The following is a 25,757-nucleotide window of genomic DNA, read 5'->3' as shown; positions in this document are numbered from 1 at the left end:
CCGCCGGGTGGGTAGCGCAGGTCACACGCTCTTGCGCAGGCTCCGGCCGATGGTCCGGTTGACCGCGTTCTGGAACGAGATCATCACCGACTGCACCACCAGGCCGCGCAGTCGAGGAAGGCCCTCCTCGAGCACGGCGACCTCGTCCGGCGAGTGGTGCGTACGCCGCCACGGGTCCAGCAGCTCGTCCTCCAGCAGCACCCGCAGGTCGCCGGCCAGCGCATCCAGGTGCCGCTCGGTGAGCTCGTGCGCCGCGGTCAGCGCGTCACGGGAGAGTCCCAGCCGGCGCAGCTCGCGGCCGATGTCGCGCAGCACCTCGTCGGCGTCGGGCAGGGTCCAGGAGGTGATCATCGCCCGCTGCATCGCGAGGTCCTCGACGGTCACGTCCTCGGGCAGCCGGGCGAGGTAGCGCTCGATCGCCTGCAGCGTGAAGCCGTGCTCCTGCAGCGCCACCGTCAGGTCGAGGCGGGCGCGGTGCGCGGGTCCGTAGTAGGCGACCCGGCCGCGGCGCTCGGGCGCCGGCAGGAGTCGGAGGCTGGCGTAGTACCTGATGTTGCGCACCGAGACGCCGGTGGCCTCGGCCAGCTCGTCCACGGTCAGCATGCCGGTGGCGGCCTCGTTCGACGCCTCGCTTGGGCGGGTGGTCGAAGCCGTGGTCGCCGTGTCGGATTCGGTCTGCGCCATGCCGCGGGACCCTACTCCGATCCCTTGAAACATGACAGTTGTGCTGTCACAGTTCTCGTGTCGTTCGCCGTACACGCAAGGAGCACCATGCCCACCAAGCCGTCGATCTACGAGCCGGAGCACGAAGACTTCCGCGCCACAGCGCGTGCGTTCCTGGACAAGGAGGTCGCTCCGCACCACGAGCAGTGGGAGAAGGACGGCATCGTCCCCCGCGAGGTGTGGGCGAAGGCCGGCGAGGCGGGGCTGCTCTGCTTCGACGTCCCGGAGGAGTACGGCGGCCCCGGCATCGACGACTTCCGCTTCAACGCCGTGCTGACCGAGGAGATCACCCGGATCGGGGCGAGCGGCCTGGGCTTCTCGCTGCACAACGACATCGTGGTGCCCTACCTGAACACCCTCGGCACCGACGAGCAGAAGCGGCGCTGGCTGCCTGGCTGCGTCAGCGGGGAGACCATCACCGCGATCGCGATGACCGAGCCCGGCGCGGGGTCGGACCTGCAGGGTGTGCGAACCACTGCGGTCGACAAGGGCGACCACTACCTCCTCAATGGCTCCAAGATCTTCATCACCAACGGCATCAACGCCGACCTGGTCGTGGTGGTGGCCAAGACCGATCCCGAGAAAGGTGCCCACGGCATCTCGCTGCTCGTGGTCGAGCGCGGCATGGAGGGCTTCAGCCGCGGCCGCAACCTCGACAAGATGGGGCTCAAGGCGCAGGACACGGCCGAGCTGGTCTTCGAGGACGTGGTGGTGCCGAAGGAGAATCTCCTCGGTGAGCTCAACGGCGGCTTCGTCCACCTGATGACCGAGCTGCCGCGTGAGCGGGTCTCGGTGGCGACGATCGCCGTCGCGGCGATCGAGCGAGTGCTCGAGCTGTGCCTGGACTACGCCAAGACCCGGGAGGCGTTCGGCCGACCGATCGGCGCCTTCCAGAACACCCGATTCGTCCTCGCCGAGATGGCCACCGAGGCACACATCGCCCGGGTCTTCGTCAACGACTGCATCACCAAGCTCAACGCGGGCGAGGTCGACACCTCGCTGGCCTCGATGGCGAAGTGGTGGACGACCGAGCTGCAGAAGAAGATCGTGGACGCGGGCGTCCAGATCCACGGCGGCTACGGCTACATGAACGAGTACCCGATCGCCAAGGCGTACGTCGACAGCCGCATCCAGACGATCTACGGCGGCACCACCGAGATCCAGAAGGAGATCATCGGTCGGTTCCTCGGCGTCTGACCCGCGGGCGCGGCTCGGGCGGAGAGATCGACCGGAAGAATCGACCGGCGACGATCGGGCATTCGTCTGTCAAGATGAGTCAGTCCGGCTGGTTGGCCGGCGCCTGGAATCAGGGAGGCTCCGATGCGTGCACTGATCAACTCCTTGCCGGCCGAGGACCAGGACCTGCTCCGCGAGATCGAGACCGAGCGCATGGCTGAGCTCGACGAGGACGCGCTCCTCAAGCTCCACAAGCGGGTCCGTCGCGCTCGCAACAAGTCCGTCAAGAACTACCGACGGCAGGCCGCCGCGGGCATCGAGGACCACGGCGGCCGCGGTGCCGGACACCCGAAGAACACCCGCGCTCGCGACCGGGCCGAGGTCTATGAAGACGCGCTCGCCCAGGTCAGCGCCCGCGTCGAGGTCCTCGCTCGTCAGGCCTCCGCCGAGCTCCGGGCCGAGCGTCTGGCTGCCGCCAGGCAGGACAGGGACAGTGGACCGGAGCTCGGCCGCCCCGACGCTGCCCCGGCGCCCGAGCGCATCGCCGGCACCGCCAAGAAGACCACGGGTGGCTTGAAGAAGGACGCTTCCACGCGGGCCGAAGGAGCGCGTCGGCAGGCGAAGCGCGACACCCGCTGACGCGGCCACCGACCCCCCTGGAGCGATCCGTTCGAGCGGCTCGTCAGCGACGTGGGTCGCTGAGGGTCGGCTGGCCGGGTGGGAGCAGGGCACCGATCGGCGCGTCCGGATCGAGGGCCTGTCCATAGGCGCGCAGCCGTGCGTCGATGACGGCCCAGGCACTCTCCACCACCAGGTCCGTCAGATGCTCGGCGTCCGGCACCTTGCCACCCAACTGGAGCCAGCGCCGGACGGTCGCGAAGACCGCCCCGACGAGGCCGTGCGCCAGCGGGTCGGCCGCGGCGACGTCGGCCTCACTCACCTCGGCGCCCCCGAGCCGGAAGCCTTGCACCAGCGTCCCGGCGATCTGGCCGGCTATCCGATCGATCGCCTGGCTGAGCGGGCCGTCCACGGCCGCGTCGAGGTCGGCGAGCTGGTGCAGCCGGGGGTGTTCGGCGGCCCAGTCGATGTAGGTCGAGGCGACCCGGCGCAGCACCTGGCGGATCGTGCCGGTGAGCACGAGCGAGTCCGTCAGCCGGCCCATCAGGTCGTCCAACACGTGGCGCTCCACCGCCAGCTGCAGGTCGCGCCGGTCCTCGAACTGCCGGTAGAGGACCGATCGGCTCAGCCCAGCGCGCGCACCGATCTCCTGCAGCGATGCGTTGATGCTGCCCTCGTCGTACAGGGCGATCGCGGCGGCGACGATGCGCTCACGCTGAGCGTCGTTGTGCTCTGCCCAGCGGGTCGACCGTCCGTCCATGACGGACCAGGGTAGTCAGGATCAGGTGCAGCGTCAGGCGGCCGCGCTGGTGGGCTCCGCGCGGAATCGTGCCGGGCGGCCGTCCACGCCCCACAGCCGCCACGACCAGCGGGTCAGCGGTGTGCGCAGGCCGAGATCGTCGGCCAGCATGCGGATGTCGGAGAAGAGGTCGCGACGGAACTTGCGCGCCTGCAGGCTGTCGCCCCAGACCTCCTTGGCCACGTGGTCCGGAACGCCCATCAACTCTCGGTCCGCCCTGCTCGGCACCAGGATCGCGTCGGAGCCGAGTCGCAGCGAGACCGGCCACATGATGCCCAGCCAGGCGCGGGCGAGTGGTCCGCGGTTGGGCGCGTGGTGTTCCAGCCAGGCGTGCGCGAAGCCGATGTGACGGGCCTCCTCGGCGATGTGGATCTGCATGATCCGGTTGATCAGCGGGTGCCCGCCACCGCGCCGCATCAGGTCCTTCTGCACGTGATCGATCGGCTCCTCGCCGGCCAGGATGACGGTGAAGAACATGGTCGGACTGAGCCAGCCGAGCTGTGCCACGAGCGGGATCGCGTTGAGCAGCCACCGCGGCGCCCCGGTCACCTCGGGACAGACCCGGTTGGTGAACTCCTGGAACATCTGGATGTGGTGGGTCTCCTCGGTGAGCTCGTGCATGAAGTAGCGGAACTCCGGGTTGCCGTTGGGCGTGCGCATCAGAAAGCCGGAGCCGCCCTGGAGCAGCAGCTGCTCGAACTGCGAGCCGATCTTGGTGACCAGTGCCAGACGATGCTTGCCGACCTCGATCTGCCGCTCGCGGGGGAGCGCCTGGTACCACGGGTGTGCGCCCAACGGGTCCACGCTCGGCAGGATCCAGCGCTCGTCGTCCTCGGTGAGTGCGTACGCCGGGTCGTCCCACGGGACGTCCCTGAACGCGTTGAAGCACCGCTCCACGGACGCCTCGGACAGGGTCCGCAGGGTCTCCGCGTAGGGCTGCTTGCCTTGGGGCCGGAACGGCATCGCCACCCCGGCGGTGCGCACGCCGCCGCCGATCACACGCTTGGCAAGAGTCACCGGTGCCATCGGGCCACCTCCAGTCTCGGTTGGTGCCCTCAGGGTAACCAGGACACGCTGTCCTGCATAGACCGCCGAATCTGCAGAAATGGCCGCCGAGTCCGCACCTCTAGGGGCGGACTCGGCGGCATTTCTGCAAAGTCGGTCAGGAGAAGCGGATGACGCCGTCCTCGACCTCGCGGCGCATGACCCGCAGGTCGCTCAGGTAGTTCTGCTTGAGCATCCACGGCGCCCGGTCGCCCTGACGCGGCATCGCCTCCGCGGCTCGCTGGATGTAGCCCGAGGCTAGGTCCATGAACGGCCGCTCCTCGACGCTCGGGTCGCGCTCGACCAGTGCCTCGGTGAAGCCGCGGGCGCGCATGTGCTGCAGCATCCTGACCACGAAGTCGCCGACCAGGTCGGCCTTCAGCGTCCACGAGGCGTTGGTGTAGCCGATGGTGAACGCGAAGTTGGGCACGCCGCTGAGCATCAGCGCCTTGTAGGACATCGACGTCGAGATGTCGACCGGCTCGCCGTCGACGTGCACCTTCACACCGCCGAAGAGCTTGATCTTCAGCCCGGTCGCGCTGATCACGATGTCGGCCTCGAGCGTCTCGCCGGACTCCAGCTCGATGCCCTTGGGGGTGAAGGTCCGGATCCGGTCGGTGACGACGCTGGCCTTGCCCTTGCGGATCGCCCGGAAGAGGTCGCCGTTGGGCACGACGCACAGGCGCTGGTCCCAGGGGTCGTACGGCGGGGAGAAGTGCTTGGCGGCGTACGCCTCCGCCTCCTGCTCGCTCATGCCGGGCTGGCCGGGGCGGGCGGTGAGCTGCTCTACGACGTTCTTGCGCACCATCCGCTTCATCAGCTCCGGCTTGCGGCGGGACAGCTGGTAGGAGCCGACCAGGAGCAGGATGTTGGCCCAGCGGGTGGCCTCGTAGCCGGCCTTCTCGCGCAGCCGCTTGAAGGGCACGGAGTCCGGCACCCGGTCCAGCGTGCTGCCGAGTAGGCGGGCGAGCGGATCCTTCGCCGGCCGGGACATGATGTACGTCGGAGTCCGCTGCAGCATGGTGATGTGCTCGGTCTGCTCGGCCATCGCAGGGACCAGGGTGACCGCGGTGGCGCCCGACCCGACCACGACGACCTTCTTGCCCGCGTAGTCCAGGTCGTCGGGCCAGTGCTGCGGGTGCACGAACGTGCCCTCGAACTCGCTCAGCCCCGGGAACTCCGGCTTGTGGCCCTCGTCGTAGTCGTAGTAGCCGGCGCACGCCCACAGGAAGTTGGTGGTGAACCGCTTCTCGCCCTCGGGCGTGGTCGCGGTGACCGTCCACTGCTTGGCCGCCGTGTCCCAGTCGACGGCCGTGACCGTGTGCTGGTAGCGGATCAGCCGGTCGACGCCGTACTCCTGCTCGATGGTGTGCAGGTAGTCCAGGATCATGTGGCCGTCGGCCAGCGACTGGTCGCTGGGCCAGGGGTGCCACTTGAAACCGAACGTGAACATGTCCGAGTCCGACCGGATCCCCGGATAGCGGAACAGGTCCCACGTCCCGCCGCTGGCCTCGCGGCCCTCCAGCACGGCGACCGACAGCTCGGGCAGACCCTGCCGGAGCTGCGCGGCCGCGCCGATGCCGGACAGGCCGGCTCCGATGATGAGGACGTCGACGTGCTCGCTCATGGGAGACAACGTACCCACCAGTAGCCAGCGGCGGGAGAGGGAACGGAGATCAGCGCCCGCGGCGTGCCCACTCCTCGGCGAGCAGCTCGTAGGAGCGCACCCGGTCCTCGTGGCCGTGCGTGATCGTGGTGACCAGCAGCTCGTCGGCCCCGGTCGCCTGCTGCAGCGCCTCGAGCTCGTCGGCGACCTGCGCCGCCGTACCGACGAACTGGGTGTCGACCCGGTCCTGCACCAGCTGGCGGTCGGCGTCGCTCCACTCCCAGCGTCCGGCCTCCTCCGGGGTCGGGAAGGGGATCGCGCCCTCGGCGGTCCTGATGCTGCGCACCCACAGGTCGTACCCGGTGGCCAGCTCACGGGCCTCCTCCTCGGACCGGCCGACCACGACGTCGGCCGAGATCAGCACGTACGGCGCGGGCAGCTCGGCCGATGCTTGGAACGCCGCCCGGTAGGAGCGCACCGCATCCAGGACCGTGGCCGGGGCGACGTGGTAGTTCGCGGCGAACCGCATCCCGCGGCGGCCGGCCGCCTCCGAGCTCTCGCCGGCGCTGCTGCCCAGGATCCACAGCTGCAGCTCGGCGTGCTCGCCGGGGATGACGTGCGCCTCCTCGCCCTCGGGGGACTTGTAGGTGCCGTCGATGAGGGCGAGCACGTCGTCGACCTGCTCGGCGTAGTCCTGCGACTGGGCCTCGGGGAGGGTGAGCAGCCGCTTCTGCAGGGCGAGACGGGGTGAGGCGAGCAGGTGGGCATAGGAGAACTTCGGCGGGATCAGCAGGCCCTCGGGGGTGCGTCCGACGAACGCCTCGCCGGCGGGCTGGGTGGTCGCCGGCGGCTTGCCCCCGGAGCGGCCGAGGCCGAGGTCGAAGCGGCCGGGATGCAGCGCGTCGAGCAGGCCGAACTCCTCCACGGTCGAGAGCGCGGTGCGGTGGCCCATCTGGACGGCGCCCGAGCCCAGCCGGATGGTGCTGGTCGCCTGCGCGAGGAAGGCCAGGACGACGGCCGGCGAGGTGCCGGCGACGCCGGGGTTGAGGTGGTGCTCGGCGACCCAGTAGCGGGCATAGCCGAGGCGCTCGGCCTGCTGGGCGAGGTCGAGGGTGCGATGCAGTGCCTCGGTGGCGTTGGAGCCGGACGAGACCGGCACCAGGTCGAGGACGGAGAGCGGTGTTGGCACGGATGGTTCCCTTCGAAGAAGCTGGTGTCAGCCGGTGACGGTGAACGGGGCGGGCACGTTGCCGGGGTCGACCTGGTCCTCGACGAGCGGACCGGGGCCCCAGCCCAGGGGCGGGTCCGGGATCTGGCGCCGCAGCACCGGCGCGATGTCGGACTGGAACAGCTCCAGCGACGCGCGGTGCTGCTCATCGGTCAGGCCGCCGGCGTCGGCGTGGAGGTGGAGCACGGTGTGGCCGAAGCGCTCGTGGTAGCGACCGACCTTGTCGATCACCTGCTCTGGGCTGCCGATCAGCGCGGAGCTCCGCTCCGCGAAGTCCTCCAAGGTGGGAAAGACCGGGGTTGCGCCGAGCTTGGCCTGGAAGGCGAGGTAGGAGGCGAAGACCGGCCGGTAGGCCTCCAGCGCCTCCTGGCTGGTCGGTGCGGTGTAGAACCCGGCGGTTCCGGCGCCGACCGTGGCCAGCTCCGGATCGTGGCCGTAGTGCTCCCAGCGCTCGCGGTAGTACTCGATCAGCTCCGCGTAGGGGTCGATCGGGTTGGTCACGTTCGCCGAGAACAGGGGGTCGCCGTAGCGGGCGGCCAGGTCGACCGACTCACGTGAGGTCGCGCTGCCGTGCCAGATCCGGATCGGCCGCTGGTAGGGCCGCGGCCAGACCTCGGCCTCGAACAGCGGCGGCCGGAACTTGGTGTCGTAGGTGATCCGGTTGTCCGCCCACAGCCGACGGAAGACCTCGTAGGACTCCGCGTTGCGATCCCACTGGTCCTCGGGCGTGACGTTGAACAGGTCCCGCTGGGCGGCGCCGTTGCCCTTGCCGATGATCAGCTCGAGCCGGCCCTCGGAGAGGTGGTCGAGGGTGGCGTAGTCCTCGTAGGCGCGCACCGGGTCGAGCAGGCTCAGCGTGGTGACGGCGGTGAAGAGCCGGATCCGCTCGGTCCGGGCGGCGATGTGGCTCAGCACGACCGTCGGTGAGGAGGAGATGAACGGCCGCTCGTGCCGCTCGCCGACGCCGAAGCCGTCGAAGCCGAGCTCCTCGGCCAGGATCGCGTTGTCCACCACCTCGCGGAACCGCTCGTGCGTCGACTTCTGCTTCCCGCTGAACGGGTCGGCCGCGTGGACGATCAGGGAGATGGTGATGAACTTCATGCGCTGACCCGCTTCGCCTCGGGCCGGTCCGGGTGGGCGAGACCGAGGTTGTCGCGCAGCGTGCTGCCGTCGTACTCGGTGCGGTGGACGCCGAGCTCCTGCAGGATCGGGACGACCTTGTCCACGAACGGGTCCAGGCCCGACGGGGTGATGTGCGGGACCAGGATGAAGCCGTCGGCGACGTCGTCCTGGACGAAGCGGTTGATGGTCTCCGCGATCGTCTGCGGGGTGCCCACGAACGCCTGTCGGCCGGTGACCTCCACGATCAGCTCGCGAGTGGTCAGTCCCTCGGCCTCGGCCTTGGCACGCCACTTGGCGGCGGCGTCGAGTCGGTCCCGGTGCTGCCGGACACTCGCGCGGCCCTGCGAGATGAGGCCGTCGACGTCGCTCTCCACCGGGTCGAACGACGGCAGCGGGCCGTCCGGGTCGTGCGTCGAGAGGTCGGTGTTCCACAGCTGCTCGAGGAACTTGATCGCGGTGGCCGGCGAGACCTGCTGGAAGCGGATCTCGCGGGCGGCCTCGGCGGCCTCCTCGTCGGTGTCGCCGAGCACGAAGGTGGCGGCGGGCAGGATGAGCAGCTCGTCGCGGGAGCGCCCGTACTTGGCCAGCCGGCCCTTGACGTCGTCGTAGAACACCCGGCCCTCGTCGTACTGGCTGTAGCGGGAGAAGATCGCGTCCGCGCTGGCCGCGGCGAACTCCCGGCCCTGCTCGGACTCGCCGGCCTGGAAGATGACCGGGCGGCCCTGCGGGCTGCGCGGCACGTTGAACCGGCCCTCGATGTCGAAGTGGCCGTCGTGATGACCGAAGGTGCCGGCACTCGCCGAGCCGAGGAACCGGCCACTGTCCTTGTCGGCGAGCACGTCCTCGGGGCCCCAGGAGTCCCACAGCTCGAAGGCCGTGTCGAGGAAGGTCTGCGCACGCTCGTAGCGCTGGTCCTGCGGAAGGTAGCCGCCGCGGCGGAAGTTCTCACCGGTGAAGGCGTCCCAGCTGGTCACCACGTTCCAGGCGGCGCGGCCCTCGGAGAGGTGGTCGAGGCTGGCGAACTGGCGTGCCACCTCGTAGGGCTCGTTGAAGGTGGAGTTGATCGTGCCGGTCAGGCCGAGGTGCTCGGTGACGGCGGCCAGTGCCGTGAGCACGGTGAAGGTGTCGGGTCGGCCCACCACGTCGAGGTCGTAGATCTGGCCGCCCTGCTCGCGCAGTCGCAGGCCCTCGGCCAGGAAGAGGAAGTCGAAACGGCCGCGCTCGGCGCTCTGCGCGAAGCGCTTGAAGCTCTCGAACTCGATGTGGCTGCCCGATGCCGGGTCGCTCCACACGGTGGTGTTGTTGACGCCCGGGAAGTGGGCGGCGAGGTGGACCTGCTTGAGCGGCTTGCTCGTCATGATGGCTCCTGTGTGTCGCTCAGGCGGACTGAGCGGTGGTGGCGTAGCGGTTGGCGGGGCGGGACAGGCCGAGGTGGCCGCGCAGCGTGTCGGTCGCGTACGACGTCCGGAAGGCGCCACGGCGCTGCAGCTCCGGCACCAGGCCCTCGGTGATCCGGACCAGGTCGTGCGGCAGCGCGGCCGGACGCAGTCGGTAGCCGGTCAGGCCGGCGGCCTGCCACTCCTGGAGCAGGTCGGCGAGCCCGGCCGGGGTGCCGACGAAGATCTCGGCGTCGCTGGTCAGCTCGGCACCGGCGCGCTCGTCCAGTCGTCGCTTGCGCGCGTGGGCGGCCTCGTCGGTGTCGTCGAGGACGACCAGCAGGTCGCCGAAGACGTGCACGGTCTCCTCGGCGCGGCCGGCCGCTGCCTGCGCCGTACGGATCCGGCCGACGATGTCAGCGGCGTCGGCGGCCGAGTGCGGTGTCACGAAGCCGAGGTCGGCGGAGGTGGCGATCAGGCGGTAGGGGATGTCGGCGTGGCCGAGCGCGGCGACGACGGGCTGGCCCTGCGGCGGCCGCGGCGTGATCGAGGGCCCCTTGACCGAGAAGTGCCGGCCCTCGAAGTCGATGTAGTGCAGCTTGGTGTTGTCGATGAAGCGGCCGGTCGCGGCGTCGCGGATCTCGGCGTCGTCCTCCCAGCTGTCCCAGAGCCGACGCAGCACCTCGACGTAGTCGGCGGCCTCGTCGAAGGCCTCGGTCACGCGGCGGCGCAGCTCGGGGTCGGACCAGTCCAGCTCGCGGGTCGAGCTGAGCGGCTCGAGCTGGCGGCGACCGAAGTGCGCGGCCTCGTCGGCGCGGCCGGAGACCTGCACCCGTACGCCGGCACGTCCGGTCGCGGCGTAGTCGAGGGTGGCGATCGCCTTGGAGAGGTGGAACGGCTCGGTGTGGGTGACGACGGCGGTCGGCACCAGCCCGATGTTGCTGGTCACCGGCGCGACACGCGCGGCGATGAGGGTGGCGTCGAGGCGGCCGCGGACCCGGTCGGTGCGCTCGTCGGGGACGAACGGGTCCTCGGACTGCAGCCGCAGTGCGTCCTCGATGGTGACCAGGTCCAGGAGGCCGCGCTCGGCCTCCTGGACCAGATCCACCCAGTAGGAGGGGCGCAGCAGATCGGCGGGACGGGCGTCGTCCTCCCGCCAGGCGGCGGGGTGCCAGCCGGCACCGTCGAGGGCGACGGCGAGGTGAAGGTGCTCAGTCATGGTGATCCTGGTTCGGGTAGGGGTCAGGCGCGCGGGGTGCGCAGGGCGACGAAGCTGGTGTGCTTGCGCAGCACGAAGCCGAGCTGCTCGTAGAGGCGGATGGCGGTGGCGTTTGCCGCTGAGGCGTGCAGCAGCACGCGGTCGCCGCGGGTGACGATGTCGTGCGCGACGGCGCGGACCAGCCGGCCGCCGAGGCCCTGGCCGCGGAAGTCCGCATCGGTGCAGACCGCGCTGATCTCCGTCCAGCCGGGGGGTCGCAGTCGTTGGCCGGCCATCGCGATCAGCAGGCCGTCCCGGCGGATGCCGAGGTAGGTGCCCAGCTCCACGGTGCGCGGCTTGAACGGACCGGGCTTGGTGCGCTCGACCAGCGCCAGCATCTCCGGTACGTCGCAGGCGCCCAGGACCACGGCTTCGGCATCGGGCTGCGGCGCCAGCGACTCGGCGATCATCTGCACGCCCTTGCCGCTCTCGACGACCTCCCAGCCGGCCGGCGGGACCACCGTGGACCCGGTGACCGGAATGACCTCGCCAGGGCCGACCAGCTGTGCGAGGTCGTGCCAGTCCTGCTCGGTCGCGCCGTCGGGCAGCGCGGTGAAGACCGAGACGTCGGGCTGGTAGCGCACCGCGTCGCCGCGCCGCTGCGCGAAGCGGGCGTGTGGGCCGGTCAGCGCGTGCCAGGCGGGGTTGTCCAGCACCGAGATGTCGCTGGGGCGGTCTCGGAGGTGGTCGGCGGAGATCGTGCGCGAGGGGAGGGGGCTGGCGGGAGCGGCCCGGTCGGGCGCTGGTTCGACGACTGTCACAGGTAGCCTCGATCTAATGTTTGTCTAGAAATCTGATCTACATTGACAACATACACCGGAAACACCTACGTTCGGCAACCAGTTCAAGACCCACCCGGAAGGTGAGACATGAGCAGCGTCCGCGCCGTCGACACGGCGACACTCGACCCGGAGAGACCCGCTCCGGCCCCGCTGAGCGGTGAAGCCGCCAGCGCGCTCGCGAGCAGGCCGGTGAGCCCGCGGCGGCAGTACGGCTGGTGGGTCGCCTCGGTCGTCGTTCTGGCGCTGCTCTTCGAGCTCGTCCAGAACATCGCCCACAACGACGCCTGGGAGTGGGCCAAGTTCGGCCACTACTTCACCCTCGACGTGGTGCGCCACGGCGTCTACATGACGCTCGAGCTGACGGCGCTCAGCGCCGTACTGGGGCTGGTCGGCGGCATCGTGCTGGCACTGGCGCGGTTGTCGCACAACGCGCTCTTCAGTGGCCTGAGCTGGCTCTACATCTGGTTCTTCCGCTCGCTGCCGCTCAACGTGCTGCTGATCATCTTGTTCAACTCGGCATACTTCTTCCCCAATGTGGGGCTGAAGCTGCCGCTGCTGCCGACGCTCTTCTCGCACGAGACGACAGCCATCCAGTCGGCGTTCGTCTGGGGCCTGATCGGCCTGGCCCTCAACGAGGCCGCCTTCGCTGCGGAGCTGATCCGCGGCGGCATCCTCTCGGTCGACCCGGGACAGATCGAGGCGGCCAACGCGCTCGGCCTGCCGACCACGCGACGACTGCGTCGCGTCGTGCTGCCACAGGCGCTGCGCACGATCGTCCCGGGCTACGTCAACCAGCTCGTCGGACTGGTGAAGGGCACGTCGCTGGTCTACTTCGTCTCGCTGGTGGACCTGTTCGGCATCGTCAACCAGCTGGAGAGCACGCATCCGCAAGATGTCGTGCCGATCCTGATGGTCGGCGTCGCGTGGTACCTCGTCATCGCCGCGGCCCTGACCATCGTGCAGTTCTACGTCGAGCGCTACTTCGCCCGCGGCGCGGTCCGGACGCTGCCGCTGACGCCGCTCCAGAAGGTGCGTGCGAAGCTCGGCGACCTGCAGTTCCGGCTCGGCAACATCGGCTCGAGCGGGGGTGTCCGATGAGTGCGCTGACCGCCGTACCGCCGAGCCCTGCCGTCGAGATCCGCAACGCGCGCAAGGCGTTCGCGGGCGTCGAGGTCATCAGCGGGATCGACCTGTCGCTGCCCGCCGGCGGCGTCACCGTGATCCTCGGCCCCTCCGGCTCCGGCAAGTCGACGCTGCTGCGGGCGATCAACCACCTCGAGCCCCTCGACCTCGGGTACGTCGCGGTCCACGGCGAGCTGGTCGGCGTCCACGAGAAGCACGGCCGGCTGCACGAGCTGCCGCCGAAGGAGATCCGTCGTCAGCGCACCCGGATCGGCTTCGTCGCGCAGAGCTTCAACCTCTTCCCCAACCTCACCGTGGCCGAGAACGTCGCCGAGCCGCTGCTGGCTCACAAGCGCGCCGGCAAGGAGGAGGCGCGCGCCCAGGCGATCGCGCTGCTGACCCGTGTCGGACTCGGCGAGCGCGGGGACGCCTACCCGCGACAGCTCTCCGGCGGCCAGCAGCAGCGGGTCGCGATCGCACGCGCCCTGGCCCTGCAGCCCGACATCCTGCTCTTCGACGAGCCGACCTCCGCGCTCGATCCGGAGCTGGTCGGCGAGGTGCTTGCGGTGATCCGCGAGCTCGCCACCGACGGTCGCACGCTCGTGATCGTCTCGCACGAGATCGGCTTCGCCCGCGAGGTCGCCGACCACGTCGTCTTCATCGACGGCGGCGTGATCGTCGAGCAGGGGCCGCCCAGTCAGGTGATCGACCATCCGGTCGAGGCGCGCACGAAGGAGTTCCTCGGCAAGGTCCTGTGACCCGGCCTGACCTCGCCGCCACCGCACCTGCACCCGTACCTGCACCCCCTAGACCCCACCAGACCCGACCGGCACAGGGCCGGCGGGCCGAACCTGAGGAGAACCATGTCCATCGCCCGACCCTTCCGCCGCGGCCTCGGCGCGGCTGCGTCCGCCGGAGTGCTCACCCTGGCCCTCGCCGCCTGCGGCAGCAGCTCGGCGTCGGACGACGCCGCCGCGGGCGCCAGCCCTGCCACCGCCGGCGGAACCGCGACCGTCCAGGTGGCCACGGCTGCCGGTGACCAGTACACGCCGACCGCCATCTCGGTGCCCGAGGTGGCGGCCATCCGCAAGGAGCTGCCGGCCGCGATCGTGAACAGCGGGAAGCTGACCATCGGCGAGGGGGCGTTGCCGTCCGGCTTCCCGCCCCTGGCCTACGTGGGCACCGACAACAAGACGTTCACCGGCGCCGAGCCCGACCTCGGTCGCCTCATCGCCGCCGTGTTCGGCCTCAAGCCGGTGATCAACAACTCGACGTGGGACAACCTCTTCGTCGGGATCGACTCGGGCAAGAACGATGTCGGCTTCTCGAACATCACCGTCACCGAGGAGCGCAAGGAGAAGTACGACTTCGCCTCCTACCGCCAGGACAACCTGGCCCTCGCGGTGAAGAAGGGCACGACCTGGACCTTCGACCGCAACGACCCCAAGGGCTACGAGGTCCTGGCCGGCAAGAAGATCGCGGTCGGCTCGGGCACCAACCAGGAGAAGATCCTCCTGCACTGGCGCGACCTGCTGAAGAAGGAGGGCAAGACGATCGACGTCAAGTACTTCGCCGACGACACCTCCGCCTGGACTGCGCTGTCCTCGGGCCAGATCGACGGCTACTTCGGCCCGAACCCGGGCATCGCCTATCAGGAGTCGATCACCAAGGGCACGCCGAAGGAGGTCGCCACCGCCGGCACCTACTCCGGCGCCGGGGCATCGCTGCAGGGCCTGATCGCGGCGACCACGAAGAAGGGCGACGGGCTCGCCCAGCCGCTGGCCGACGCGATCAACTACCTGATCAAGAACGGCCAGTACGCCAAGTGGCTCGCGGCGTACAACCTGTCCAACGAGGCTCTCCCGACCTCGCAGATCAACCCGCCGGGGCTGCCGCTCAGCGACTCCTGACACCTGCTGGAGACGACACCGGCGGCCCCGCGATCGACCGATCGCGGGGCCGCCGGCGTACCGACGTCCTGGGCGGGTTGACCGATCGGCCATTTCTGCGCCGGAAGTGACCTCTCGACGGGTGGAAAGTGACGTCTCGACCGCATCATGAGGGAGTGAACGAGGTGACCCCCGTGGTGGAGGTGCGCGGTCTGCGCGTCCGCTTCGGGGAGGTCGAGGCGGTCGCGGGGGTGGACCTGAAGGCCTATCCCGGCTACTCCACCGCGCTGCTGGGCCGCAACGGCGCCGGCAAGTCCACCACCATGCGGGTGCTGGCCGGAGTCGTACCGCCGACCGACGGTGACGTGCGGGTCAAGGGCATCGACGTACGCCGCGAACCCCTCGCCATCAAGCGCCGGGTCGGGTACTGCCCCGATGTGGGCGGCCTCGTGCCCCGCGCGACGCCGTGGGAGCACCTCCAGCTGGCGGCCCGGTTGCGCCGGATCCCCGATTGGGAGCCGCGCGCACGCGAGCTGCTGGAGCGCTTCGAGCTCGGCGACGTCGCCCACCGCGTCACGAGCGGGTTCTCCCACGGGATGGGCCGCAGGCTCTCGGTGGTGCTGGCCGCGCTGCACGAGCCGGACGTGCTGCTGCTCGACGAGCCGTTCGACGGCGTCGACCCGATCGGGGTGGAGGCCACCCTGGACGTCATCGCCGACGCCCGGGCCCGGGGCGCCTGCATCCTGGTCTCCACCCATCTGCGTGAGCTCGCGGTCGAGGCGTGCTCGAGCGTCACGGTGCTGCGCGGCGGCTCTCGGGTCGCCACCCTGACCGCCCGGGACATGGCCGGCGAGGAGGGTGCGCGTGCCTACCGGGCTCTCCTCGACTGAGCTGCCGCGCATCCTGGCGCTGGAGCGCCGTGCCGTCGCCGACCTCGGACACCTGCTGCGCTTCCGGGCCGCCACCGCTTCGCGGCGCCGGACGCTGCTGATCGGCAGTGCGTTCCTCGCGCTCACGCTGGCTGCGACGGTGGTGCCGGCGTACCTGCCGGGGGCGGGTGCTCCCGGTGCGGGCCGCGCCCGAGACGCGCTCACCCTGCTACCGGCCGCCTTCGCCGGCTTCCAGCTCCTCAGCCTGGTGGCCGCGATCGCCTCCGGCGGCGGCCGCGAGCTGGTCTCGCGCGAGCAGCTGGTCGCCTATCCGGTCAGTCCCACCACCGATCATCTCGGTGCGCTGCTGCTGGCGCCGCTCAGTGTCGCCTGGCTGCTCCAGTCGTGGGCCCTGCTCGGCACCGCCGCGTTCGGTCTCGGACCCGCGCGCACGGCCGCGGCGGCCGTCGGCGTGCTGCTGTGGATCGCTGCCGCGACGGCGATCGCCCAGGCCGCAGCCTGGTCCGTGGAGGGCGTACGCCGCCTGCCACACGGCATCGCCGTGGTCCGGGTCGGCGCGCTGCTCCTCGGGGTGCTGGCGGCGTGGCTGCAGCTGACCGGCAGGCTCGGTCCGCTGCTGGACGCGCTGCCGACGCGGTGGTTCGTGGTCGGCCTGGTGGACGGCGCGAACGGCCGGTGGGTGCTCACCGTCGCCGCCGAGCTGGCGCTGCTGCTCGTGGCCGTGGTGCTCGGCGCGATCCCGGCCCATCTGTGCGCCCGGCTGGCCCCGCGCGAGGAGCACGACGTGGACTCTGCGCTGCACCTCCCGCGCCCGATGCCACGCTCGGCGTGGGCGATGCTGGTGCGGATCGACAGGGCCTCGGTATGGCGCGCGGTGCCGGTCCGGCGGGGGCTGCTGATCCTCTCGGTCGGTCCGGGCGTGGTCGCCGTGGCCGGTGCACTGACCTGGCCACAGCTGGTCCTGCTGCCTGGTCTGGTCGCCTCGGGCGGCGCGCTGCTCTTCGCCGTCAACGCGTGGTGCCTCGACGGCCGCGGTGGGCTGTGGCGCGAGTCGCTGCCGATCGGGCCTCGGGCGGTGTTCACCGCACGGGCGTGGGTGTGCCTGGAGTTCTTGGCGGTGGCCTCGGCGATCACGGTGGGGATCGGCTGCCTGCGGGCCGGCGTGCCGGATGCCCGCGAGGCGACCGCCGTCCTCGCCGGCTGGCTGGTGGTGCTCGGCCAGGTGCTCTCCGCCTCGCTGCGCTGGGCGCAGGCGCGGCCCTACCCGGTCGATCTGCACACCGCGCGGTCGACGCCGGCACCGCCGATGGCGATGGTGGCCTACTCCAGCAGGCTCGCGCTGACCACCACGCTCACCTCACTGATCTTCTCCACGCTGGCGCGGGACGGGACGCCGGTCGTGACGATCGCGGTCGCCGTGGTGCTGGGCGCCTGGTCGGCGCTGCGCTTGCGGCGTACGGCCGTGGCGTGGGTCGACCCCGTCATCCGCGCCCGGGTGGTGACCGCCGCCGCCCTATGACGGCCGAGAGGCCACCTTCCGCCGGCCGGGAGGTCACTTTCCGCGGGCTCGCCACCAGGCGACCGTCTCGCGGGCTCCCTCGGCCATGGGGGTCGGCGACAGGCCGAGGCGGGCCTCGCTCGCGCGGGAGTCCAGCACGAAAGGCTGGTCGAACTGGTAGGTCATCTCCGCGATCTCGCGGGTGTCGCGGTGGACCGTGCCGACGGCACGAAGCAGCCAGGTCGGGATGGCGGCGACTTTCGGCGCACGTACGCCGGCGACCTCGGCGTAGAGCCCGACGAGCTGGCGCTGACTCAGCGGCGCGGCGGTGGGGGCGTGCAGCACCTCGCCCCACAGCGTGGAGTCGTCGGCGGCGTGGATCATCGCGGCGGCCAGGTCGGGGATGTAGGTCCAGGAGTGCGGCGCGTCGGGGTCGCCGAGCACGCGCATCGTCTTGCCGGCCAGGACCGTCGGCACCATCCGCTCGCCGGCATGGGCCATCAGCACACCCGGACCGTAGAAGTCGGAGGCCACCACGCTCACCGTCGCGGTGGAGGAGCGCTCGCGAGCGTGCAGCAGCTCGGTGCGAATGCCGGGCTTGCCGAAGTCGGCGGTGCGCGGGCTGGTCTCGGTCATCGGGGCGGAGACGTGGCCGTAGGAGTAGAGGCTCTCGGGGAAGACCACCACCGCGCCGGCACGACCAGCGGCCTCGAGCACCGCGTGCTCGGCGCGGGGGAGCTCGGCCCGCCACACGTCCGCGCGGTAGGCCGAGGCGTGCATGCAGTCGAAGACCGCGTCTGCGCCGGCGAACGCCTCGTCGAGTGCGACCGCGTCGCTGGCGTCGGCACGGCGACGCTCGACGAGCGCGTGCTCGGGGCCGCTGCCCGAGCGGGTCAACAGCGTGACCGGGCGGCCCACCGCGGCGAGCTGGAGGGCGACGGTGGTGCCGACTGGACCGGCTCCGATGACGACATTGCTCATGGGATCTCTCCTTCAGGTTCGGATTGGCGAGAGCAGTGCTCTCGGTTTCGAGCATGCGCCTTGTCGGGAAGAAACTCAAGAGCAGTGCTCACATTTGCTTCAGACGCTCTCTCGCGGCAGGATGGAGCCATGGAAGGCACGCCGCGCGACCGGGCACGGTCCCAGACGATGGCCGACATCGTCCGGATCGGCCGCCAGCACCTGAGCACCGAGGGCGCTGCGGCGCTGTCCCTGCGCGCGGTGGCGCGCGACCTCGGCGTGGTCTCCTCCGCGGTCTACCGCTACGTCGCGAGTCGCGACGAGCTCCTCACCCTCCTCGTCGTCGCCGGCTACGACGAGCTCGGCGATGCGGTCGACAGCGCTCTCGGGAAGGTCGAGGAGGGCGACTTCGGTGCCCGACTGAGCGCGATCGGCACGACGGTGCGCGCCTGGGCGGTGGGTGAGCCGGCGATGTACGCACTGCTCTTCGGCAGCCCGGTGCCCGGCTACCACGCGCCCGCCGAGCGCACCACCGAGCCGGGCACGCGGGTGGTCCGCGCGCTCGTGCAGCTCTGGGCACAGGCGTACGCCGCCGGAGCGATCCAGGTGCCGCAAGGCCCGCCGGTGCCCGGCTCACTGGCGGAGGCGTTCGTCGCCGTACGGGCGGAGCTGGGGCTGGACCTGCCCGACCAGGTGCTGGCGCGCGGGGTGCTTGCGTGGGCGGCCCTCTTCGGTTGCATCAGCTTCGAGGTCTTCGGGCAGTACGGCCCCGACACCTTCGGCGACCCGGCCGCGCTCTTCGAGCACCAGCTCCGGGTGCTGGCCGAGACGGTCGGTCTGACCGACCGAGCCTGAGAGCCGCGGAGACCCTCGCGGACTGCGGACTCAGCCGATTCTGCTGCGCCGGATGCGGTCCGGCGTCTACGTTCGGCGCACGCATGGTCCAGGGCTTGCAGGATCGGCCCGGCGGCAAGGACCCGTCCTGGCGGCCGTGACCTGCGGCCTCCACCACGAAAGCCGAGCAACCATGGACGCACCGGACTCGAGCGGGTGGATCTACGCCGCCATGTGGATCGCCCTCGGCCTCGGCACGTCGGTCGTGGCGCTGTGGCTGGTCGTCGCGGCGTTCCGGAGACGCGCTCTGAGCCGTTGGATCGCCGTGTCGCTGGCAGCCGCCGTGGTGGGAACAGGTCTGGTGACCGCGAATCTGTGGATCAACGCGGCCAAGATCGACGGTTCCAACTGCACGATGGACGCACTGTCGACGGCACTGGCCAGCGGAGTCACTACCGCTGCCGACAAGGCCTGCCTCGATAGCGGCCGTCGCCGCGTCGGCATCAGTGGCGGCGTCCAGGCGATCGTGCTGGCAGGGTCGGTTCTCCGGCTGCGGAAGCGCGGCGCTTCCGGGCGGGTGAGACGCCGCCGCGCGGCCGAGATTTAACAGCATCGTTTCAGGATCGGTGATGTCCCGATTCAGTTCGCGGCCCTAGACATAGGGCGTGAAGTTGTGGGTCCACGCCGTCCGGTCGAGCGCGCTGTCGGCATGGGGGACCGGACGGTGGCGGTGAGCAGGCCCGGCCCCTGCCCGGACGTCGAGCCGCTGCTGGTCTTCGTGAAGGCTCGGATCGCCGATCAGGTCAGCCGGGCGCATGCTGATCCCCTGCGTGCCGGATGGCTCGAGGGCCTCTTGGACGAGGTCCGGAAGATGGAGGCCTTCCTCTGGGCAGCGCCGCCGAGTGCGTACGAGGTCGAGCGATTCCTGTTGCGGGTCGCCCACTCCTATCGCCGCCATCCCGACTACCTATCGCACTGGGACCTGCGGCAACCGGGCTAGCAATTAAAAGGCAGTCTTGACTGTTTGTTAGATCCGAGCCAGGCTGGCAGGGTGACGGCGACCACACAGCGCGTGCCCCAGGAGGAACGCACCCGGTTGATGCGGGCGCGGCTCCTGGAGGCGACCGTCGAGGTGCTGACCGAGCGTGGCTGGGCCGGCACCACCACCACGCTGGTCTCCGCTCGGGCGGGGGTGAGCCGCGGGGCACAGCTGCATCACTTCCCGACGAAGAACGCCCTGGTGGTGGCCGCGGTCGAGCACGTGATGGCCGGCCGGGCCGACGAGCTCCGCGCCGCCGTGGCGAGCTATCAGGGCGCCAAGACCCGCGGCGTACTGGAGATGTTGGCCGACCACTTCACCTCACCTGGCTTCCAAGCCGCGCTCGAGCTGTGGGTGGCCGCACGGACCGACCCTGACCTGCTCGCCGCGGTGGCGCCGCTGGAGCGCCGGATCGGCCGCGAGGCCCACCGGATCACCGTGGAGCTGCTCGGTGCCGACGAGTCGGCGCCCGGAATGCGCGAGCTGATCCAGGCGACCCTCGACCTGTGCCGCGGGCTCGGCCTGGCCGACACGCTCTCCGACGACGCGAAGCGCCGCGGCCGGATCCTCGACGAGTGGGCCAAGGTCCTGGAGAAGGAGACCGGTGATGGTTCCTGAGGAGCTGTTGGCCGACCTGGCCGCCGAGAGCGAGCAGCTTCGGGCTGTGGTCGCAGACCTCCCGGACGAGGCATGGCGTACCTCGACGCCCGCCGCCGGCTGGGACGTCGCCACCCAGATCGCGCACCTCGCGTGGACCGACGAGTGCGCGGTTGCAGCCGCCACCGACAAGGCGGCCTGGGATGCCTTGCTCGAGGCGGCGCTGGCCGATGTGGCGGGCTTCGTCGACAGCGCCGCACTCGCGGGAGGTGCCGCGCCGCCCAACGAGCTGCTGGCCCGCTGGGACGTCGCCCGGGCCGCACTGCCGTCGGCCCTGCGGCAGGTCGAGGGCAAGCTGCCATGGTTCGGCCCGCCCATGTCGCCGGCCTCGATGGCCACGGCTCGGTTCATGGAGACCTGGGCACACGGTCTCGACGTCCGCGATGCTCTCGGGCTGCCCGCGGAGCGGACCGATCGGATCCGGCACGTCTGCCACCTCGGCATACGGACCCGCGGATACGCCTACTCGGTCCGTTCCCTGGACCCGCCCGAGGAGGAGATCCACGTCGAGCTCCTCGCGCCCAGCGGCGAGACGTGGCACTGGGGGCCGGAGACCGCAGCGCAGTCCGTGACGGGCTCGGCCTGGGACTTCGCCCGGCTGGTCACCCAGCGGGTGCACCGCGACGACACCGACCTGGTCGCCCAGGGCGCCGACGCCGCGCAGTGGCTCGGCATCGCCCAGGCCTTCGCCGGGCCCGCAGGAGAGGGGCGTCCCCGTGGCTGAATCCGTCAAGCGGTCCATCCGGGTGGGCAACTGCTCCGGCTTCTACGGCGACCGGCTCAGCGCGATGCGCGAGATGCTCGAGGGCGGTCCGCTGGACGTGCTGACCGGCGACTACCTCGCCGAGCTGACCATGCTGATCCTGGGCAAGGACACCATGCGGGATCCGTCGCTCGGCTATGCGAAGACCTTCCTCGCCCAGGCCGCCGACTGCCTCGCTCTTGCCCTGGAGAAGGGCGTGCGGCTGGTCAGCAACGCCGGTGGGCTCAACCCCGCCGGTCTGGCGCAGGCCCTGGACGCGCTGGGCACCGGCGCCCGGATCGCGTACGTCGACGGCGACGACGTCCGCGGCCACCTCGAGGACTTTCCCGACGCGCTGACCGCGAACGCCTACCTCGGCGGCTTCGGCATCGCCCGGGCCCTGGCGGCGGGCGCCGACGTGGTCGTCACCGGCCGGGTCACCGATGCGGCGGTGGTGATGGGCCCGGCGATCTGGTGGCACGACTGGGATCGGGGCGACCACGACCGGCTCGCAGGCGCGGTGGTCGCCGGGCACGTCATCGAGTGCGGCACCCAGGCCACCGGCGGCAACTTCGCCGGGCTCTTCGACGCCATCGACGCAGGCCTGGTCGAGGACCCGGCCCAACCGTTCGGCTTCCCGATCGCGGAGATCGCGGCCGACGGCAGCACCGTCATCACCAAGCACGCCGGCACCGGCGGCCTGGTCACCGTCGACACGCTCACCGCTCAGCTGTTCTACGAGATCCAGGGCAGCACCTACCTCAACCCCGATGTCACCACCGACCTCACCTCCATCTCGTTGCGGCAGCTGGCCCGGGACAGGGTCGAGATCAGCGGCACCAGGGGCAGCGAGCCGCCGGCACGGCTCAAGGTCGCGGTCAACCGGCTCGGGGGCTGGCGCAACCAGGTCGAGTTCGTGCTCACCGGGCTGGACATCGAGCGCAAGGCCGAGCTGCTGCGCGCCCAGGTCGAGGCGGCGCTGCCGGACCTGCAGCGGTCCTGGTCCACCTGGCGTGCGCCGGCGCCGGACTCGCCCACCGAGGAGGGCGCGGCCGTGCTGCAGCGGCTGACGGTCTGGTCCAGCGACGAGGCAGCGGTCGGCCGGGCGTTCACCGGCCCCGCGATCGAGCTGGTGCTCGCCTCCTACGCCGGGTTCCACGTCACCGCACCTCCCGGCAAGGCGAGCGCCTACGGCGTCTACACCCCGACGTACGTCGATCGCGAGCTCGTCCACCACACCGTCCACCTGCCCGACGGCACCACGGAGGTGATCGCGTGAGCGCCACCGCCCGGCCACTCGGCGACCTGGTCTACGCCCGCTCCGGCGACAAGGGCGGCGACGCCAACATCGGCCTGTGGATCCCGGCCGGACGCCCCGACGCGGCCGTCGACTGGCTGCTGACGACCGTCACCGTCGACTGGGTGCGCACCCTCCTGCCCGAGGCCGCGGAGCTGGAGATCGACCTCGTGCCGCTGCCCAACCTGCGCGGCATCAACATCGTCATCCACGGCATCCTCGGCGCCGGGGTGGCCGAGGGGGTGCGCTTCGACCCGCAGGCCAAGGCGCTGGGCGAGTGGCTGCGCAGCCGGTACGTCGTCATCCCCGACGCCCTCGTCGAGTCGGGGATTTCGCAGTGATGAGTCCGGAATTGTTCGAGCTCGGTGCCGAGTTCACCCGCCGCGAGGTCGTCGACTCGCTGCAGGAGTGGGAGGACGCCGGCGAGGTGCCACGCGCGCTGCACCTGGCGGCGGCCAAGCAGGGCCTGCTGGGGATCGGCTTCGCCGAGGAGCTCGGCGGCCAGGGCGGCACCCTCGCCGACGTGACCGCGCTGCAGGAGGGGATGCTTGCCGCGGGCGCCTCCAGCGGCCTGCTCGCGGCGCTGTTCACGGGCGGTATCGCGCTGCCGCACCTGGCCCGGCACGGCTCACCGGAGCTCATCGACCGCTACGTGCGGCCGACGCTGGCCGGGGAGAAGATCGGCTCGCTCGCGATCACCGAGCCGGGCGGAGGGTCCGACGTCGCGCACCTGACCACGCGGGCGGCGCGGGTCTCGACAGGCTCGGACCCCGAGGACCACTACGTCGTCAACGGAGGCAAGACCTTCATCACCAGCGGCGTACGGGCCGACTTCGTCACGGTCGCGGTGCGCACCGGCGGCCCCGGCGCCGGCGGCATCAGCCTGCTGGTGATCGACAAGGACTCGCCCGGCTTCAGCGTGGACCGGCGGCTGGCCAAGATGGGCTGGCACTGTTCGGACACCGCCGAGCTCGGCTTCAGCGACGTCCGGGTGCCGCTCAGCCACCTCGTGGGCGAGGAGGACGCGGCCTTCGGCTACATCGCCGAGGCGTTCGTGACCGAACGGATCGCCCTCGCCGTACACGCCTATGGGATCGCCGCTCGCTCGCTCGCGCTGACGGTCGATCACGCGCGCGAGCGCAGCACCTTCGGCGAGCCGCTGATCAAGCGCCAGGTGGTGCGGCACAGGCTCGTCGAGATGCACCGTCGCATCGAGGCGGCGAGGGCCTACACCCACGCGATCGTGCGGGAGTACGACGCCGGCGGCACCCAGGAGGCCGGTCTGAGTCCGTCTCTCCTGGCGGGCGCGGCGCTGGCCAAGCAGACCGCCGTCGAGGCGGGTCAATGGGTCTGCGACCAGGCGGTGCAGCTGCACGGCGGCACCGGCTACATGCACGGCACCGAAGTGGAGCGGCACTACCGCGACACCCGGATCCTGCCCATCGGAGGAGGAGCGACCGAAGTGATGACCGACCTGGCCGCGAAGCTGTTGGGGTATGCCTGATGAGTGAGAACCGGACCGCGATGCTGAGCCGGCTCGCCGACCTCGACGCCGAGCAGGCGAAGGCCGTCAACGCCGGCGGCAAGTACATGGAGCGTCACCACCGGCGCGGCAAGCTGCTCGCCCGCGAGCGGATCGAGCTGCTGCTGGACGAGGGCGCGCCGTTCCTGGAGCTGATGACGCTGGCCGGCTGGGGGAGCCCGTTCCCGGTGGGCGGGTCGACCGTCACCGGCATCGGCGTCGTCTCCGGCGTGGAGTGCATGATCGTGGCGCACGACCCGACGGTGAAGGGCGGCACGATCAACCCGATCTCGATGAGGAAGACCGGCCGGGCGATGCAGATCGCCGAGGAGAACCACCTCCCGGTCGTGACCCTGGTCGAGTCCGGGGGAGCCGACCTGCCGCACCAGAAAGACATCTTCATCCCGGCAGGCAAGGGCTTCCGCGACCTCACCCGGGCCAGCGCCCGCAAGCAGCCGACGATCGCGCTGGTCTTCGGCAACTCCACCGCCGGTGGCGCCTACATCCCCGGGATGAGCGACTACATCGTGATGGTCGACAAGGGCGCCAAGGTCTTCCTCGGCGGTCCGCCGCTGGTGAAGATGGCCACCGGTGAGGTCTCCGACGACGAGGCCCTGGGCGGTGCGGAGATGCACGCCACCACCTCGGGTCTGGCTGACTTCCTCGCCGTCGACGAGCGCGACGCGATCAGGATCGGGCGCCGCATCGTGGCCCGGCTCAACATCACCAAGCGCGGAGTCTCGGCCCTTCGACAGGCTCAGGGAACGGCGTACGCCGAGCCGCTGCTGGACCCCGACGGGCTGCTCGACATCATCCCGACCGACCTCAAGGAGCCGTTCGACCCGCGCGAGGTGATCCTGCGGATGGTGGACGGCCCCTCGGAGAGCAACGAGGTCGCTTTCGACGAGTTCAAGCCGCTCTACGGCCCCTCGTTGGTCACCGGGTGGGCGCGGATCCACGGCCGTCCGATCGGCATCCTGGCCAACGCGCAGGGCATCTTGTTCAGCAAGGAGGCGCAGAAGGCGACGCAGTTCATCCAGCTCGCGAACGCCTCGGACACGCCGCTGCTCTTCCTGCACAACACCACCGGCTACATGGTCGGCAAGGACTACGAGCAGGGCGGCATCATCAAGCACGGCGCGATGATGGTGAACGCCGTCTCCAACTCGACGGTGCCCTCGATCTCCATCCTGATCGGGGCCTCGTACGGCGCCGGCAACTACGGCATGAACGGTCGCGCCTACGACCCCCGCTTCCTCTTCACCTGGCCGAATGCGAAGTCGGCGGTGATGGGACCGCAGCAGCTCGCCGGCGTGATGTCGATCGTCGCCAGGGCCGCCGCCGAGTCCAAGGGCGTGCCGTTCGACGAGGAGGCCGATGCCCAGACCCGTGCCTTCGTCGAGCAGATGATCGAGGAGCAGTCGCTGCCCTACTTCCTCTCCGGGATGGTCTACGACGACGGGGTGATCGACCCCCGCGACACCCGCTCCATCCTCGGCATCTGCCTGTCCGTCATCGAGAACCAGCCGATCGAGGGCAACCTCAACTTCGGCGTCTTTCGAATGTGAGTGCCGT

At 70.7% G+C, this 25,757-nt stretch carries 26 protein-coding genes; 16 read left to right on the top strand and 10 right to left on the bottom strand.

The genetic code is table 11. From position 1 onward, the window contains the following. Window positions 1-21 precede the first annotated feature (21 nt). Window positions 22-684: a MerR family transcriptional regulator gene (locus tag H036_RS0103515; RefSeq protein ID WP_017933392.1), complete on the bottom strand. Its 663-nt coding sequence runs from the start codon at window positions 682-684 to the stop codon at window positions 22-24. 87 nt (window positions 685-771) lie between these two features. Here H036_RS0103515 and H036_RS0103510 point away from each other — a divergent pair, with 87 nt between their 5' ends. After that, window positions 772-1,920: an acyl-CoA dehydrogenase family protein gene (locus H036_RS0103510; RefSeq protein ID WP_017933391.1), complete on the top strand. Its 1,149-nt coding sequence runs from the start codon at window positions 772-774 to the stop codon at window positions 1,918-1,920. Between the two features lie 123 nt (window positions 1,921-2,043). Beyond that, window positions 2,044-2,538, top strand: a complete 495-nt coding sequence (locus H036_RS0103505; RefSeq protein WP_017933390.1) for a hypothetical protein — start codon at window positions 2,044-2,046, stop codon at window positions 2,536-2,538. A 43-nt stretch (window positions 2,539-2,581) separates the two neighbouring features. On the opposite strand, the gene H036_RS0103500 is transcribed toward H036_RS0103505, so the two are convergent. The 8 genes from H036_RS0103500 to H036_RS0103465 all read right to left on the bottom strand — a co-directional run bounded on the left by H036_RS0103500 (window position 2,582) and on the right by H036_RS0103465 (window position 11,711). Beyond that, on the bottom strand, window positions 2,582-3,277 hold the full coding sequence (locus H036_RS0103500; RefSeq protein ID WP_017933389.1) for a TetR/AcrR family transcriptional regulator: 696 nt from the start codon (window positions 3,275-3,277) through the stop codon (window positions 2,582-2,584). 33 nt (window positions 3,278-3,310) lie between these two features. After that, the gene (locus tag H036_RS0103495; protein ID WP_017933388.1) at window positions 3,311-4,342 is read right to left on the bottom strand and encodes an AurF N-oxygenase family protein; all 1,032 of its coding nucleotides are present in this window, start codon (window positions 4,340-4,342) and stop codon (window positions 3,311-3,313) included. A 136-nt stretch (window positions 4,343-4,478) separates the two neighbouring features. After that, window positions 4,479-5,987, bottom strand: a complete 1,509-nt coding sequence (locus H036_RS0103490; RefSeq protein WP_017933387.1) for a flavin-containing monooxygenase — start codon at window positions 5,985-5,987, stop codon at window positions 4,479-4,481. 49 nt (window positions 5,988-6,036) lie between these two features. After that, window positions 6,037-7,155 carry an LLM class flavin-dependent oxidoreductase gene (locus H036_RS0103485; protein WP_017933386.1) on the bottom strand — a complete coding sequence of 373 codons (1,119 nt, stop codon included), beginning with the start codon at window positions 7,153-7,155 and terminating at the stop codon, window positions 6,037-6,039. Between the two features lie 27 nt (window positions 7,156-7,182). Beyond that, window positions 7,183-8,295 (bottom strand): LLM class flavin-dependent oxidoreductase, encoded by a 1,113-nt coding sequence (locus tag H036_RS0103480; RefSeq protein WP_017933385.1) that lies wholly within the window; start codon window positions 8,293-8,295, stop codon window positions 7,183-7,185. Beyond that, complete coding sequence (locus H036_RS0103475) at window positions 8,292-9,674, bottom strand: NtaA/DmoA family FMN-dependent monooxygenase (protein ID WP_017933384.1); 1,383 nt, start codon at window positions 9,672-9,674, stop codon at window positions 8,292-8,294. Before H036_RS0103475 ends, H036_RS0103480 begins: the two co-directional genes overlap by 4 nt. Before the next feature lie 19 nt (window positions 9,675-9,693). Next, window positions 9,694-10,911 carry an LLM class flavin-dependent oxidoreductase gene (locus tag H036_RS0103470; RefSeq protein ID WP_017933383.1) on the bottom strand — a complete coding sequence of 406 codons (1,218 nt, stop codon included), beginning with the start codon at window positions 10,909-10,911 and terminating at the stop codon, window positions 9,694-9,696. A gap of 23 nt (window positions 10,912-10,934) precedes the next feature. Beyond that, on the bottom strand, window positions 10,935-11,711 hold the full coding sequence (locus H036_RS0103465; protein ID WP_017933382.1) for a GNAT family N-acetyltransferase: 777 nt from the start codon (window positions 11,709-11,711) through the stop codon (window positions 10,935-10,937). A gap of 108 nt (window positions 11,712-11,819) precedes the next feature. Here H036_RS0103465 and H036_RS0103460 point away from each other — a divergent pair, with 108 nt between their 5' ends. The 5 genes from H036_RS0103460 to H036_RS0103440 all read left to right on the top strand — a co-directional run bounded on the left by H036_RS0103460 (window position 11,820) and on the right by H036_RS0103440 (window position 17,152). Continuing rightward, window positions 11,820-12,830 carry an amino acid ABC transporter permease gene (locus H036_RS0103460; RefSeq protein WP_017933381.1) on the top strand — a complete coding sequence of 337 codons (1,011 nt, stop codon included), beginning with the start codon at window positions 11,820-11,822 and terminating at the stop codon, window positions 12,828-12,830. Further along, window positions 12,827-13,612, top strand: coding sequence for an amino acid ABC transporter ATP-binding protein (locus H036_RS0103455; protein ID WP_017933380.1), 786 nt, complete (start codon window positions 12,827-12,829; stop codon window positions 13,610-13,612). Before H036_RS0103460 ends, H036_RS0103455 begins: the two co-directional genes overlap by 4 nt. Window positions 13,613-13,717: 105 nt before the next feature. After that, window positions 13,718-14,764: a transporter substrate-binding domain-containing protein gene (locus tag H036_RS0103450; RefSeq protein WP_017933379.1), complete on the top strand. Its 1,047-nt coding sequence runs from the start codon at window positions 13,718-13,720 to the stop codon at window positions 14,762-14,764. Window positions 14,765-14,919: 155 nt separating this feature from the next. Further along, a complete protein-coding gene (locus H036_RS0103445) occupies window positions 14,920-15,633 on the top strand; it encodes an ABC transporter ATP-binding protein (protein WP_017933378.1) in 714 nt (237 codons plus the stop codon). Further along, window positions 15,608-17,152 carry a hypothetical protein gene (locus tag H036_RS0103440; RefSeq protein ID WP_017933377.1) on the top strand — a complete coding sequence of 515 codons (1,545 nt, stop codon included), beginning with the start codon at window positions 15,608-15,610 and terminating at the stop codon, window positions 17,150-17,152. Before H036_RS0103445 ends, H036_RS0103440 begins: the two co-directional genes overlap by 26 nt. Window positions 17,153-17,185: 33 nt before the next feature. On the opposite strand, the gene H036_RS0103435 is transcribed toward H036_RS0103440, so the two are convergent. Beyond that, window positions 17,186-18,112 carry an NAD-dependent epimerase/dehydratase family protein gene (locus H036_RS0103435; protein ID WP_017933376.1) on the bottom strand — a complete coding sequence of 309 codons (927 nt, stop codon included), beginning with the start codon at window positions 18,110-18,112 and terminating at the stop codon, window positions 17,186-17,188. A gap of 129 nt (window positions 18,113-18,241) precedes the next feature. Between H036_RS0103435 and H036_RS0103430 the strand changes: the two genes are divergently transcribed. The 9 genes from H036_RS0103430 (at window position 18,242) to H036_RS0103395 (ending at window position 25,750) form a co-directional block, all read left to right on the top strand. Then, on the top strand, window positions 18,242-18,946 hold the full coding sequence (locus H036_RS0103430; RefSeq protein ID WP_017933375.1) for a TetR/AcrR family transcriptional regulator: 705 nt from the start codon (window positions 18,242-18,244) through the stop codon (window positions 18,944-18,946). A 172-nt stretch (window positions 18,947-19,118) separates the two neighbouring features. Next, window positions 19,119-19,532, top strand: coding sequence for a hypothetical protein (locus H036_RS0103425; RefSeq protein ID WP_017933374.1), 414 nt, complete (start codon window positions 19,119-19,121; stop codon window positions 19,530-19,532). Window positions 19,533-19,598: 66 nt separating this feature from the next. Beyond that, entirely contained in the window at window positions 19,599-19,925 is a 327-nt protein-coding gene (locus H036_RS0103420) for a hypothetical protein (RefSeq protein ID WP_157416968.1), read from the top strand. Between the two features lie 51 nt (window positions 19,926-19,976). After that, window positions 19,977-20,582, top strand: coding sequence for a TetR/AcrR family transcriptional regulator (locus H036_RS0103415; RefSeq protein ID WP_036487160.1), 606 nt, complete (start codon window positions 19,977-19,979; stop codon window positions 20,580-20,582). Then, window positions 20,572-21,345, top strand: a complete 774-nt coding sequence (locus tag H036_RS0103410; RefSeq protein ID WP_017933371.1) for a TIGR03084 family metal-binding protein — start codon at window positions 20,572-20,574, stop codon at window positions 21,343-21,345. The genes H036_RS0103415 and H036_RS0103410 overlap by 11 nt, the downstream gene beginning before the upstream one ends. Beyond that, a complete protein-coding gene (locus H036_RS21720; RefSeq protein ID WP_017933370.1) occupies window positions 21,338-22,642 on the top strand; it encodes an acyclic terpene utilization AtuA family protein in 1,305 nt (434 codons plus the stop codon). The genes H036_RS0103410 and H036_RS21720 overlap by 8 nt, the downstream gene beginning before the upstream one ends. After that, window positions 22,639-23,001 (top strand): AtuA-related protein, encoded by a 363-nt coding sequence (locus H036_RS25845; protein WP_017933369.1) that lies wholly within the window; start codon window positions 22,639-22,641, stop codon window positions 22,999-23,001. Before H036_RS21720 ends, H036_RS25845 begins: the two co-directional genes overlap by 4 nt. After that, window positions 23,001-24,164 (top strand): acyl-CoA dehydrogenase family protein, encoded by a 1,164-nt coding sequence (locus H036_RS0103400; protein ID WP_026145742.1) that lies wholly within the window; start codon window positions 23,001-23,003, stop codon window positions 24,162-24,164. Before H036_RS25845 ends, H036_RS0103400 begins: the two co-directional genes overlap by 1 nt. Continuing rightward, window positions 24,164-25,750: an acyl-CoA carboxylase subunit beta gene (locus H036_RS0103395; protein WP_017933367.1), complete on the top strand. Its 1,587-nt coding sequence runs from the start codon at window positions 24,164-24,166 to the stop codon at window positions 25,748-25,750. Before H036_RS0103400 ends, H036_RS0103395 begins: the two co-directional genes overlap by 1 nt. The last annotated feature ends 7 nt before the right edge of the window (window positions 25,751-25,757 follow it).

It is taken from the genome of Nocardioides sp. Iso805N, from assembly GCF_000364605.1.
In the GTDB taxonomy this organism is placed as follows: Bacteria; Actinomycetota; Actinomycetes; order Propionibacteriales; family Nocardioidaceae; genus Nocardioides.
This window is presented reverse-complemented; position numbering and strand designations above follow the sequence as displayed.